This window comes from Burkholderia sp. THE68 (assembly GCF_009938265.1).
Classification (GTDB): Bacteria; Pseudomonadota; Gammaproteobacteria; order Burkholderiales; family Burkholderiaceae; genus Caballeronia.
The window spans coordinates 242119-254242 of record NZ_AP022317.1; the positions used below are offsets into that span (position 1 = coordinate 242119).

At 64.6% G+C, this 12124-nt stretch carries 12 protein-coding genes; 5 read left to right on the forward strand and 7 right to left on the reverse strand.

The window, feature by feature from the left end; all coding sequences use genetic code 11:
* Positions 1 to 71: 71 nt before the first annotated feature.
* From BTHE68_RS22425 to BTHE68_RS22445, 5 genes are all read right to left on the reverse strand, one after another.
* Positions 72 to 311, reverse strand: coding sequence for a hypothetical protein (locus BTHE68_RS22425; RefSeq protein ID WP_061176365.1), 240 nt, complete (start codon positions 309 to 311; stop codon positions 72 to 74).
* A 232-nt stretch (positions 312 to 543) separates the two neighbouring features.
* Entirely contained in the window at positions 544 to 975 is a 432-nt protein-coding gene (locus tag BTHE68_RS22430) for a hypothetical protein (protein WP_162068517.1), read from the reverse strand.
* Between the two features lie 238 nt (positions 976 to 1213).
* Positions 1214 to 2677: an aldehyde dehydrogenase family protein gene (locus tag BTHE68_RS22435; RefSeq protein WP_232078082.1), complete on the reverse strand. Its 1464-nt coding sequence runs from the start codon at positions 2675 to 2677 to the stop codon at positions 1214 to 1216.
* Between the two features lie 17 nt (positions 2678 to 2694).
* Positions 2695 to 3645 carry an agmatinase gene (gene speB, locus BTHE68_RS22440; RefSeq protein ID WP_162068519.1) on the reverse strand — a complete coding sequence of 317 codons (951 nt, stop codon included), beginning with the start codon at positions 3643 to 3645 and terminating at the stop codon, positions 2695 to 2697.
* Positions 3646 to 3756: 111 nt separating this feature from the next.
* Positions 3757 to 4602 (reverse strand): helix-turn-helix domain-containing protein, encoded by an 846-nt coding sequence (locus BTHE68_RS22445; protein WP_162068520.1) that lies wholly within the window; start codon positions 4600 to 4602, stop codon positions 3757 to 3759.
* A 214-nt stretch (positions 4603 to 4816) separates the two neighbouring features.
* Here BTHE68_RS22445 and BTHE68_RS22450 point away from each other — a divergent pair, with 214 nt between their 5' ends.
* From BTHE68_RS22450 to BTHE68_RS22465, 4 genes are all read left to right on the forward strand, one after another.
* Positions 4817 to 5164, forward strand: coding sequence for a cupin domain-containing protein (locus BTHE68_RS22450; RefSeq protein ID WP_061176360.1), 348 nt, complete (start codon positions 4817 to 4819; stop codon positions 5162 to 5164).
* A 49-nt stretch (positions 5165 to 5213) separates the two neighbouring features.
* A complete protein-coding gene (locus BTHE68_RS22455; RefSeq protein ID WP_174258103.1) occupies positions 5214 to 6647 on the forward strand; it encodes an NAD(P)/FAD-dependent oxidoreductase in 1434 nt (477 codons plus the stop codon).
* Between the two features lie 29 nt (positions 6648 to 6676).
* On the forward strand, positions 6677 to 7630 hold the full coding sequence (locus tag BTHE68_RS22460) for a LysR family transcriptional regulator (RefSeq protein WP_162068521.1): 954 nt from the start codon (positions 6677 to 6679) through the stop codon (positions 7628 to 7630).
* A 125-nt stretch (positions 7631 to 7755) separates the two neighbouring features.
* Positions 7756 to 9318, forward strand: a complete 1563-nt coding sequence (locus BTHE68_RS22465; protein ID WP_162068522.1) for a purine-cytosine permease family protein — start codon at positions 7756 to 7758, stop codon at positions 9316 to 9318.
* A 167-nt stretch (positions 9319 to 9485) separates the two neighbouring features.
* On the opposite strand, the gene BTHE68_RS22470 is transcribed toward BTHE68_RS22465, so the two are convergent.
* Positions 9486 to 10178, reverse strand: coding sequence for a helix-turn-helix transcriptional regulator (locus BTHE68_RS22470; protein WP_174258104.1), 693 nt, complete (start codon positions 10176 to 10178; stop codon positions 9486 to 9488).
* Positions 10175 to 11179, reverse strand: coding sequence for an ornithine cyclodeaminase family protein (locus tag BTHE68_RS22475; RefSeq protein WP_162068524.1), 1005 nt, complete (start codon positions 11177 to 11179; stop codon positions 10175 to 10177). Before BTHE68_RS22475 ends, BTHE68_RS22470 begins: the two co-directional genes overlap by 4 nt.
* Positions 11180 to 11335: 156 nt before the next feature.
* On the opposite strand from BTHE68_RS22475, the gene BTHE68_RS22480 reads away from it, so the two are divergent.
* Complete coding sequence (locus tag BTHE68_RS22480) at positions 11336 to 12118, forward strand: ABC transporter substrate-binding protein (protein ID WP_162068525.1); 783 nt, start codon at positions 11336 to 11338, stop codon at positions 12116 to 12118.
* Positions 12119 to 12124: the final 6 nt, after the last annotated feature.

A 12124-nucleotide genomic window follows, 5' to 3' on the forward strand; every position in this document is an offset into this window, starting at 1 on the left:
AAAAGCGCCGGAGCCTGAAACGAGATCGCGATGCACCGTCTGATGCATCGCTGTCCGATGTCGTTTCGCGTTCAGAGCAGACGCGGGTCCTGCGCCTGCGGAACCGGTTGCCCGGGCCACGACACCGGAATGTGCAGATCCTTCAGGATCGCGGCGAGGCCGGGCAACGACGCCGGAATGGATGGCGGCAATGGACCGGGGTTGCCGTTCGGCGGCAGGGTGATCGTGGCGATGCCGCCGCGAATGGAGGACATCGCGTCGCGATGCAGGGTGTCGGTGCGCGGCAGGTCGTTGATGGTCAGCGTAGTCATGGCTGGTCTCCTGGCAAAAAATAAAGTGAATGGCGTGAAAGTCGCCACCCGGTATTCTGCATAGGGCGTGCCAATGAGCGTGCAGGACATCGATTGCCGGCTTGCGTCGAATTTTATGCGCGGATTCAGCTTGCTCGAAGTCGAATTCGCGCGCGTGTTCGCCTCACGCGATGGGCGCGAACAACAGTCCGATTGTGCGATGTCGGCAAACGCCAGACATTTCAAGTGAGCTCTAACGATCGTACGAATATGCGCGACTGAAGGGCGCCGACGCGTGGCGCAGCGCATCGCGCAGGGCGACGCACTGCGTGATGCCCGAACAGCGCGCCTCTTCGAAACCGCCCTCCCCGGCGCTCACCGCGACGACGCGATGCGCGGGCGTCGCGAGCGTATGAAGCGCCATCGCATAGCGCGACTCGCTTGCACCCGATGACAGAATCGATGAGAAGTACGTAACACCTTCGTCGCCGAGCTTGTCGGCGATGGCGTCGTTCAGGCGCGCGGCATCGAGGTCGCTCACCAGCGCAAGCGGATAGCCGTCGTCACGCATGGTTTGCAGGAAGCGTTTGAGGGAGGCGTCATGCATGTGCGCCGCCTGTTTCGTGTCCTTGCCGCCTGCGGTCCAGACGGAGTCCATGTTCGCCACGATCGCGTCGATTGCCATTTGCTGTCTCCCAGAGTCGCTGAATGCGTATGTCGCCAGAGGCATGAGCGCTATTGACGACTTCGAGAGCAAAACTATAAGGCCCCTGAAATATTTGCGCTATTTAGCATTTATAACCGACTCATAAGTTTTCACTAATGTGAAAGACGACGACCTTCCGTCAGGAGAGGTCAGTGCCGCCCGCGCAAGGCGTGACTTGACCGGCGGCATGCCGCCGGTCAAAGTCGAACGCGCGACGTCAGCCGCGCGACACGATGGCGTGGCGCAATTCCTGATAGCTGCGCAATCCGGCGACGCCGAGTTCGCGGCCCATGCCGCTCAGGCCGAGTCCGCCCCAGCACACCTGCGGAAAGATCAGTTGCGGCGTGTTGATCCACACGAGGCCCGCGCGCAGCGCTCGGCGATAGCGGCGCGCGGCATCTTCATCGCGCGTCACGACGGTCGCGACGAGTCCGTACCGCGTGTCGTTGGCGAGCGCGATGGCTTCGTCGTCGGTGCGGAAGGATTTCACGCACGCGACCGGTCCGAACACCTCTTCGGTCCATAACACGTTCGCCGTATCCGGTTCCGCGATGACCACGGGCGCCATGAAAAAGCCTTCCGCGCAGGCATGTTCGAGCGTTCCGCTGAACGCGACAGCCGCGCCGCCCGCGATGCCTTGCTCGAGCAGCGCCTGAACGCGCTCACGCTGGGCGCGCGACACGAGCGGCCCCATCGCGACATTGCCGATGTGAGGCGGCGCGACCACGAGCGCGCGCACGGCCGCTTCGAAAGCCGCGACGAACTTGCGATAGACATCGTCGTGCACGATGATGCGCGACGTGGCCGAGCACATCTGCCCCGCGTTCGTAAACGCGCCGCCCACCGCGAGCGCGACCGCATGCTCGACGTCCGCGTCGGCGCGCACGATCAACGCGGACTTGCCGCCGAGTTCGAGCGTCAGCCGCTTCATGTCCTGCGCAGCGGCCTGCATGACCTTGCGGCCGACCGCCGTGCTGCCGGTGAACGAAATCTTGTCGACGAGCGGATGCGCCGCGAGCAGCGCGCCCACCTCGCCGCCGCCGTTCACGAGATTCACGACGCCATCGGGCACGCCCGCCGCCGTCATGATCTCCGCGAGCCGATGCTCGACCGGCGAGGTGAATTCGGACGGCTTCAGCACTGCCGTGCAACCGGCCGCGAGCGCGGGCGCGATCTTCCACGCGGTCGTGACCATCGGGAAATTCCACGGCACGATCAGCGCGGCCACGCCCACCGCTTCATATTGCCGTTCGCCTGTCACGGTGTCGTCGGGCAGCGCGAGCGTGTCGGCGGCGAAGAGCGACGCGTCGGCGCACAGGTCCGCGTAGTAATCGAATGTGGCGATGGCGTCGCTCACGTCGGTGTCGGCTTCGAGCGGCGGCTTGCCGCTCACCTGCTGCTGCATCGAAGAGAGCTTCGCGCGGTTCGCCGCGAGCAGCTCGGCGATCCTGCGCAACACCTTGCCGCGCGCGGCGGGCGGCTGGTCGCGCCATGCATCGAGCGCGCCGTGCGCGGCACGCACGGCGGCATCGACTTGCGCGGCATCGGCGTGTTCCTGCCAGCCGATGATCTCGCCCGTGGAAGCATTGTGAATCGCGTTGCCCGCTTCGCGGTCCGACGCGTCGACACGCATGCCCGCGATCGTCGCGGCGGGCAGCACGAATGAAGTGTGATTGGTCATGATCGTCCTCGCGTGGTTCATCGGTAGGCGACGCCCGGCATCACGCAGAGCATCTCGAACGCGAGATTGGCGCCGACGAGCGCGGTCGTGCCGGCCTGATCGTAAGGCGGCGAGACCTCGACGAGATCCGCGCCCACGACGTTGAGCCCCTTCATGCCGCGCACGATTTCGAGGCCTTGCTGCACGGTCAGGCCGCCCACTTCGGGCGTGCCGGTGCCGGGTGCGAACGCGGGATCGAGCCCGTCGATATCGAAGCTCAGATACACGGGCGTGTCGCCCACGCGCGCGCGCACTTCTTCCATCAGCGGCGCGAGCGAGCGGTTCCAGCACGCTTCGGCCTGCACCACGGTGAAGCCCTGTTCGCGGCACCAGTCGAAGTCGTCGGCGTGATAGCCGGTGCCACGCAAACCGATCTGCGTGACCTTGTCACACTGGAGCAGGCCGTCTTCGACCGCGCGGCGAAACGGCGTGCCGTGCGCGATCTTCTCGCCGAACATCGTGTCGTTGACGTCGGCATGCGCGTCCACGTGCACCACGGCGACTTTGCCGTACTTCTTGTGCAACGCGCGCAGGATCGGCCACGCGATCGTGTGATCGCCGCCGAGCGTGATCGGACGGCAGCCGTTTGCGACGATCGCGTCGTAAGCCGACTCGATCAGGCGCATCGAGTCCTTAAGGTCATACGGGTTCGTGGCTACATCGCCCAGATCGGCCACTTGCAGCGAATCGAAGGGCGCGGCGCGCGTCGCCATGTTGTAGGGGCGCAGCAGCACGGATTCCGAGCGGATCTGGCGCGGCCCGAAGCGCGCGCCCGAGCGGTTCGACGTGCCGATATCGAGCGGCACGCCGACGAAACATGCATCGAGGCCATCGGCGCTGGCCGCCTGCGGCAGGCGCATCATCGTCGCGATGCCGCCGAAGCGCGGCATGTCGTTGCCGCCGAGCGGCTGGTTGAGTTCGCGCTGCATGGGAGTCTCCCGTCATCGTAATGTGGACGGGCCGATGTTAGGCGACGCTTGCGCCGCGCGAATCACGAAGTGGGAATGTTTACGTCGAACCCGGTCTATGTGAACGGGCCTTCAGAGCGTCGCCAGGCGTGAGCAAGTCTGGCCCCACGCGATCAGGTCGCGCTTGGTGCGCACGCCGAGCTTCGCGAACGCGCGCTTCACATACGACTCGGCCGTGCCGATCCGCACGCCGATGATCTCCGCGGCTTCCGGCACCGTGCGCCCCGTGATGAGGTGCGCGCAGATTTCGTATTCGCGTTTGGACAGACGCACCTGATCGGCGGCGATGCGCGCATCGAATTGCGCGAGCGGATGCAGGAACGATGTGGGATGCGCGACACGTCGCGCGGCGCTCGTCGAGGCGTGAAGCTCCAGCAGCGGAAACAGAAATTCGCTCACCTTGCGAAAGCGGTTCATCTCGGCGAGCGTGAACGGCGGCGCATCGAGCGCGCGTTCGAGCGCGATCGAATCCTGCGCGTGCGGCGTGCCGCGCGCGAGCACGCATTCGTGCGCGATCAGCGCTTCGTCGAAGAGGCGCTGGCGAAATTCGCCGGGCGGTATCGCGCCGATGTCGCGCACCACGAGCAGCGTGCCGATCTTGCCGCGAATGCCCGCGAAAAGCGGATCGCTGTCGTAGAAGCGGTCGTAGTAGAGCGTCATGACTTCGGAGATCACGCCGCTGTCCATGCCCACGCCGCTGCTGCCGATCCATTCGCGGCGAAAGCCCGTGGGCCTGCTGTGATCGACACGCGAGCGCTCGATGTGCACGACATTGAGCGGCACGATTTCATTGAGAAACAGCGTGAGACGCGGCACGAAATCGGGTGTGCCGACCGCTTCGATCACTTGCCCGAGCGCCTTGAACGAAAGCGGAAAGTCGGCTGAGTCGCGGTTGAGCGGGGGTACGTTGAGCAGCATTGCGCGCCCCAGAGAAAAGGCTGTCCGATTTTAGCCCATGCGCCGCAATGCCCGCCACACGGGGTTTCCAGCGAATATTTCGCGCGCTCTACGTGTTTACCCGCGAATCAGGAAACACGTTTTGCCTCCCCTGAGGGGGGGCATACCGGGGCGTCCCGAATCGGTAACTTTCCTCCACCGATTCAATTGAAAACCCACGCAATCAAGGACGCACATGAGCAAGCTGATTCAGGACATCGCGCCGCTGGGCGCAGGCATTGGCCAATTCACGAAGCTGGATTACGGCATGGACGAAAGCGACTGGCGCGCGGCGCAAGGCCAGAACGGCAACTACGTGATCGGCTGGTGGGAAGGCAAGGTCGGCGCCGTCGATTTCCCCGCGACGACCGCCGACGAAGCCGTGTGGCTCGTCGAAGGCAGGATCGCGCTGACCGACGTGAACGGCGGCCGCAAGGAGTTCGAAGCGGGACAGGGATATCTCTTGCCGGCCGGCTTCGCGGGCCGCTGGGAAACCATCGAAGACGCGAAGAAGTTCTACATCGTGCTCGAACCGCAGCAATAACCGTCGTCGAACGCCGCCGCCCGCACGGCAGCCGAACAGGAGACCAGGCATGAACGACCGCGCCCAATTTCTCGAAGCGGAGGTGGCCGCGCCCGCGCTCAGCGTCGAAGAAGCGCTCGCCCACACGAAGCTCTTTCCCTACTGGCTCGACAATCCCGCCGAGCCGCCCGCCGAAGCCGCGCTCACGAGCGAGACGCGCGCCGATCTGCTGATCGTCGGCGGCGGCTTCACCGGCCTGTGGGCCGCGGTGCAGGCGAAGGAGCAGATGCCCGAACTCGATGTCGTGCTGATCGAAGCGGGACAGGTCGCGCACGGCGCGTCGGGGCGCGCGGGCGGCATCATTTCGACCTCGGTGATGCATGGCCTGCCCAACGCCGTGCGGGTGTTTCCGAACGATATCGCCGAGCTGGAGGAATTCGGGCAGCGCAATCTCGATGGCTTCGAAGCGACGCTCAAGCGCTACGACATCGACGCCGACATCGAATGGAATGGCGAGATGACGGTGGCGGTCGACCCCGATCACGTCGAGCATCTGCGCGCCGATTACGATCTGCACAAGTCTTACGGCCACGATGTCGAACTGCTCGATGCGGCGGCCACGCGCGCGCAGCTCGATTCGCCGCTGTTCGCGGGCGCCCTCTGGTCGCACAACCGCAGCGGCATCGTGCATCCGGCCAAGCTCGCGTGGGGCCTCAAGCGCGCGGCGCTCAAGCTCGGCGTGCGGCTCTACGAAAACACGCCGCTGATGAGCGTGAGCGACGAAGGCGCGAGCGTCTTCGTGAAGACGCCTGCGGGCACGGTGCGCGCGACGCGCGTGCTGTTCGGCAGCGGCACCGCGAAGGTCGGCATTGCGGATATCAACCGGCGCGTGCTGCAGGTGCGCGATCACGTGCTCGCCACCGAGCCGCTCACCGACGAACAACTCTCGCGCATCGGCTGGGCGCAGCGTCAGGGCATTTACGACACGCGCACGCAGCTCAACTATTTCCGTCTCACGAAGAACAACAACATCATCTTCGGCGGCCTCGTGAGCTATCACTTCGATGGCGATCCCAATCCGCCGGGCGACCAGAACCGCGAAACGTATTACCGGCTCGCGCAGGCGTTCTACACGACCTTTCCGCAATTGAGCGACGTGCGCTTCTCGCATGCGTGGGGCGGCCCGATCGATTACTGTTCGCGCGGTTCGGTGTTCGCGAAGCGCTATCTCGGCGACAAGGCCGTGTTCGTCGCGGGCTACACGGGTTTCGGCGTGGCCGCGAGCCGCTTCGGCGCGTTCATGGGCCTGAACATCCTGTTCGATCGCGACAGCCCCGAGCGCGCGCTCGATATCGCCAATCAAAGCCCCACCTACATTCCGCCCGAGCCGGTGCGCTGGCTGGCCGCGAAGGTGACCTTCCACGCGTTCGACGGCGCCGATGCCGAAGGCGGCTGGAAACGCGCGTGGATCAAGGGCATCAAGGCGATGGGTTTCCCCATGTGAACGCGGCGTTGCCAACGCGAGCCATCCGCATGTTCTCCAATACTTCCGATCTCGACCTGCGCCTCGTGCGCGTCTTTCTCGCCGTGGTCGACGCGCGCGGCATCACCGCCGCCGAAGCGACGCTCGGCGTGCGCCAGTCGACCATCAGCTCGCAGCTTTCCGCGCTGGAGGCGCGCATGGGCTTCAGGCTGTGCGAGCGCGGGCGCGGCGGCTTCCGGCTCACATCGAAGGGCGAGCGCTTCGTCGCATCGGCGCGCGCGCTGATCGCCGCGACCTCGCAGTTCGTCGCACAGGTGCGCGATATCGACCGCAAGCTCGTGGGCACCTTGTCGATCGGTCTGATCGGCCAGGCGTCGCACGTCGAGAACGCGCGGCTCGCCGAAGCGATCGGCGCGTTTCGCAAGCGCGATCAGGCCGTGCGCTTCGCGATGCACGTCGCGCCGCCGCAGGAACTCGAAGAGAGCCTCGTCAATGCGCAACTCGATCTCGCTATCGGTTACTTCTGGCATCGGGTCGCGGGGTTGTCGTACAGCCGCCTGTTCAGCGAACGGCAGGTGATCTGCTGCGGGCGCGGTCATCCGCTCTTTCATGGCGGACCGGATGTGACGCTCGACCAGTTGCGCGCGCACGACTGGATCTGGCGCAGCTATCCCGTGCCCGAGGAACTCGCGAGCATCGGCGAGCGCAGGGTGACGGCCATCGCGGACAGCATCGATGCGGCCACCGTGCTGATTCTGTCGGGCAGTCATATCGGCTATCTGCCCGCGCATCACGCGGAAAGCTTCGAGCAGCGCGGTCTGATCCGTGTACTCGGGCGTACCGCGTTCGGCTTCGACGTGCCGCTGCATCTCGCGATGAAGCGCGGCATGGCCGACCAACCGATCGTACGAGCTTTCTGTGAAGACCTTTTCGGCGTCTATGGCACGCGTGCGCACGAGCGTGACGTCCGCGTGAAACAGCCTGAAATAGCAGTGGAAGCATGAGCATCGCCAGACATCGGCCATGCCCGATGTGAACGTTTATTCGAGTGCATCAGAGTGACCGCCACATAACGACAGTGCGGTAGCAGGCGCGACGCGCCTGACGACACCTAAAGGAGCGAGACAATATGGCTGACAGCACGAGCATCACGCAGATCGAAACATTCGGTTTCGAGCGCATTCCCGACGCGTCGCGATATGCGCGGCCCATCGATCTATTCCGGCTGCTGTTCGGCGGCTGCAACACGTTTTCGACATCGGTGCTCGGCAGCTTTCCGATCCTCGTCGGCCTCTCGTTCAAGGCGAGCCTGTGGGCGATCATCCTCGGCGTGCTCGCGGGCACCTGCATCCTCGCGCCGATGAGCCTGTTCGGGCCGCGCAACGGCACGAGCGATCCGGTTTCGTCGGGCGCGCACTTCGGCATTCACGGGCGGATCGTCGGCTCGTTTCTCGCGGTGCTGACCTCGGTCGCGTTCTTCTCGCTCGCGGTGTGGAGTTCGGGCGACGCGCTCGTAGGCGGCGCGCACGACATGGTGGGCCTGCCGGTCAATCCGTGGACGCTCGGCACGGCGTACATGGTGTTCGCCGTGCTCGTGCTGATCGTGTGCATCTACGGCTTTCGCTTCATGCTGTGGGTGAACAAGATCGCGGTATGGGCGGCGAGCCTCATGTTCGTGCTCGGCGCGTTCGCCTTCGCGAACGCCTTCGACATGCACTACGCGGGCACGCTCCAGCACGGCAGCGCGGGCTTCTGGGCCGCGTTCATCGGCGCGGCGCTGGTGGCGCTCAGCAATCCGGTCTCGTTCGCTTCGACGCTCGGCGACTGGGCGCGCTACATTCCGCAATCCACGCCGCGTCATCGCGTGATGGGCGCCGTGTTCGTCGCGCAGATCGCGACCTTCGTGCCGTTCTTCTTCGGCCTCGTCACCGCGACGATCATCGCGACGAAGGCGCCGAGCTACATCAGCGCGAACGACTACGTGGGCGGCCTGCTCGCCGTGTCGCCGCGCTGGTTCCTCTTGCCGATGTGCCTCATCGCGATCATCGGCGGGATGTCGACGGGCACGACCGCGCTCTACGGCACGGGCCTCGACATGTCGAGCATGTTTCCGCGCTTCCTCAACCGGGTGCGCGCGACGATGCTGATCGGCACGCTCGCCATCGGCTTCATTTTCGTCGGCCGCTTTGCGTTCAATCTCGTCGAAAGCGTGGCGACGTTCTCGACGCTCATCTGCACCTTCAGTTGCCCGTGGATGGCGATCATGGTGATCGGTTTCCTGCAGCGGCGCGGCTTCTATCTCGCCGACGATCTGCAGGTGTTCAACCGCGGCGGGCGCGGCGGCCATTACTGGTTCACGCATGGCTGGAACTGGCGCGCAATGGGCGCGTGGCTGCCGGCGGCGTTCGTCGGTCTCGCGTTCGTGAATCTGCCGGGGCAGTTCGTCGGGCCGCTCGGCGCACTCGCGGGCGGCTGCGATCTGAGCGTGCCGGTGTCGTTCGCCGTCGGCGGCGTGCTGTATATGGCGATGCTGTGGCGCTTTCCCGAACCCGACGCCGTGTACGGCCCGCAAGGACGCCGGTTCTTCGGCGCACAGCAGCAGCAACAGCGACAGCGCGGGCGCAACGCCGCGCCGGTCGCCGTGGGCTCGCGCGTGCATAACCTCGCGAGGAGTCGCGAGCAGGCCGAGTGACACCGCGGTTCAAGACCGGAAGCGCGGGCGCGCGATGCGCGTCTCGCGCTCCGTCCGGCACGCTTCACATTCGACGTCGACTCGACGAGTCTCGTTTCATCGAGCCGACTGGCGCGGCGTCTATCGCAACGACGAGCGACCCGGTACCGCACCGAAAAATCGATTGTTCAGGCTTCGCCCTTCATCTCGCGCAGGTGCTTGTAGACCGTCGCGCGTCCCATCCCGAGCACCTTGGCGACATAGTTGGCTGAGCTCTTGCCCTTGAACGCGCCTTGAGCATGCAGCGCCTCGACGAGTTCGCGCCGGTGATCGCGCGTGAGCGAGTTGAGCGCAATCTGCCGCTCGCGGAGCCACCCGTGCAGGAAGGTGTTGATACGCTCTTGCCAGTCGTCCTTGAAAAGCTCGACAGGCTGTGCCACGACGCCCGCACCGCGTAGGAAGAGATCGAGCGTGGAGCGGATGTCGTCGAAGGCTGCAATGTTGAAGTTGATGCACATCACGCCTGCGGCATTGCCCACATCGTCGAAAAGCACCGTACTCATGCAGCGCATGCGGCGGCCGTCCCAGTTGAGCTTCTCATAGGGACCGACACGGCGCTCGCGCGCAGTTTCCTCGACGTCTTCCAGCGCTGAGTCATCGCCAATCTCGCGCTTGGAGAGATTGTTCGACAAATACGCGATCGTCTGGTCAGAGAGATCGTGAATCACCACTTCCGCATAGGGGAAGAAAAGCGTCGTGATGCTGTCCGCGATGTGGGCATAGCGCGCGAGCAGCGCTTCGCGTGCGGATTGAACGGGCGTTGGCGTCTTGCGTCGTGGCATGGAAGTAGAGATCAGTTCGGGCCGTCGAAGGCCGATCATACCGCCAGCGCCGCCGCGCGCCGCTTCACGAGATGGACATAGAGCGCATGCGCGACCGCAATATCCTCGAGGCCGAGGCCGATCGAGCGGAAAAACACGGAACGCTCGTGCGAGGGCGCAGGGCACGCGCCGCGCGCAAGCTCCGCAAGGTCCCCGACGACCGCCTCCGGCGACCAGCCGTGACGTTCCCGGGCGATCACCATCTCGCCCGCGCTCGACGGCGTCGTCTGCCGATAGTCGCAGTAGACATCGAGCAGGCTCAGCATTGCCGGATCGATCTCGTGCGCGAGCGCGACGTTCGTGCTGATCGAGGTGACGAGCGCGGGTCGCGTGAGCGCATCGAGCGCGAGCACCGGCGTACCCGAGGATGTGCAGAGCATCACGACATCCGCGTCGCGTACGCACGCTTCAACCGAAGCCGCGACGCGCACCCGCGCGTCGATCGCCTGCAGCGCACTCGCGCGCTCGCTGACAAGACGCGGCGAGTAGATGCGGATCTCCGACCATTCGCGTAACGGCGCGACATGCCGCAGATGCGCAAGCGCGACGCTCCCCGAGCCAATGATCGCAAGACGCTCGCTCGATGAGCGCGCAAGGCGCTCGACCGCGAGCGCTGTCGTGCCCGCCGTGCGCTCGGTCGTGAGGCGAGCCGAATCGCACCACATCAGCGGCGCGCCGGTACGCATCGACATGAGCGTGGTCCAGGCAGTGACGATCGGCGCGCCCGGCTGCGCCAGATACGGCGAGAGCTTGGCGCCGAATACCTCGTGCTTCGCGAGCGCCCCGAGATAGGTGATGAAATCACCCGCGCTTTTCGGGAAAAGCGTAAGTGTCTGCGGCGGCTGCACGGCTTCGCCCTCGCCGAGCGCGGCGAACATCTCGTGGAGCGCGCCGCGGATATCGAGCGATGGCAGCGCCAGCCGCACTTCGTCATCGTGAACGATGAAAGGCATCTGGGCGGCGCGCGTGCCATTCCCCGATTCTTCGGACAGAGAAATCATTTGAAAGCCTCCGGTTCAGATCCGTCAAAACAGACATTTTTGTCTATTGTAGACTTTTATTTTATTTTTGGTCTATATTCCGGATGAGCGCGTGGCGACACTCGCGCGCCTGACGCGACAGACGGTGTGGTTCACAAACGAACTTTGGTGACGATAATGAACTGGAAGATGATTTGCTTCGCTGGCGCGACGAGCCTCGCGTTCACATTCGGTCTCGCGCATGCGCAGGCGCAGACCTTGCGATTCGGCGTCGAGGCCTCGTATCCGCCGTTCGAAAGCAAGACGCCAACGGGCCAGCTCGAGGGCTTCGACATCGATATCGGCAACGCGGTGTGCCAGCGCATCAAGATGAAGTGCGTGTGGGTGGAAAACAGCTTCGATGGGCTGATTCCCGCATTGCAGGCGCGCAAGTTCGACGCGATCAATTCGGCGATGAACATAACGGGCAAGCGCAAGCAGGCGATCGACTTCACGCCGCCCATCTACGTCATGCCGATCCAGATGATCGCCAGGCGAGGCTCGAACCTCCTGCCGACGCCCGCAAGCCTGAAAGGCAAGTCGGTGGGCGTGTTGCAGGGTTCGACGCAGGAAGATTACGTGCGCAAGCACTGGGCGAGCGAGGGCGTGCAGATCGTGACGTATCAAAGCCAGGATCAGATCTTTGCGGATCTGTCGGCCGGGCGACTCGAGGGTGCCGTGCAGGAAGTGCAAACCGCGATCGACGGATTCCTCGCGAAGCCCGAAGGCAAGAACTTCGACTTCGCGGGCGGCGCGCTCACCGATCCTTCGACGCTTGGCGAAGGCACCGGCATCGGCTTGCGCAAGGACGATGCCGCGCTGAAGGCGAAAGTGGTCGCCGCGCTCGATTCCTTGAAGAAGGACGGCACACTGAGTCAACTGTCGCAAAAGTACTTCAAACGCGACATCATTGCGAAGTAAGTACTC

Excerpts from the sequence above, each read along its gene's own strand:
- BTHE68_RS22460 (WP_162068521.1), top strand. The coding sequence starts at position 6,677 with ATGTTCTCCAATACTTCCGATCTCGACCTGCGCCTCGTGCGCGTCTTT.
- BTHE68_RS22425 (WP_061176365.1), bottom strand. The coding sequence starts at position 311 with ATGACTACGCTGACCATCAACGACCTGCCGCGCACCGACACCCTGCAT.
- BTHE68_RS22450 (WP_061176360.1), top strand. The coding sequence starts at position 4,817 with ATGAGCAAGCTGATTCAGGACATCGCGCCGCTGGGCGCAGGCATTGGC.
- BTHE68_RS22470 (WP_174258104.1), bottom strand. The coding sequence starts at position 10,178 with ATGATCGGCCTTCGACGGCCCGAACTGATCTCTACTTCCATGCCACGA.
- BTHE68_RS22480 (WP_162068525.1), top strand. The coding sequence starts at position 11,336 with ATGAACTGGAAGATGATTTGCTTCGCTGGCGCGACGAGCCTCGCGTTC.
- BTHE68_RS22435 (WP_232078082.1), bottom strand. The coding sequence starts at position 2,677 with ATGACCAATCACACTTCATTCGTGCTGCCCGCCGCGACGATCGCGGGC.
- speB (WP_162068519.1), bottom strand. The coding sequence starts at position 3,645 with ATGCAGCGCGAACTCAACCAGCCGCTCGGCGGCAACGACATGCCGCGC.
- BTHE68_RS22445 (WP_162068520.1), bottom strand. The coding sequence starts at position 4,602 with ATGCTGCTCAACGTACCCCCGCTCAACCGCGACTCAGCCGACTTTCCG.
- BTHE68_RS22465 (WP_162068522.1), top strand. The coding sequence starts at position 7,756 with ATGGCTGACAGCACGAGCATCACGCAGATCGAAACATTCGGTTTCGAG.
- BTHE68_RS22455 (WP_174258103.1), top strand. The coding sequence starts at position 5,214 with ATGAACGACCGCGCCCAATTTCTCGAAGCGGAGGTGGCCGCGCCCGCG.
- BTHE68_RS22475 (WP_162068524.1), bottom strand. The coding sequence starts at position 11,179 with ATGATTTCTCTGTCCGAAGAATCGGGGAATGGCACGCGCGCCGCCCAG.
- BTHE68_RS22430 (WP_162068517.1), bottom strand. The coding sequence starts at position 975 with ATGGCAATCGACGCGATCGTGGCGAACATGGACTCCGTCTGGACCGCA.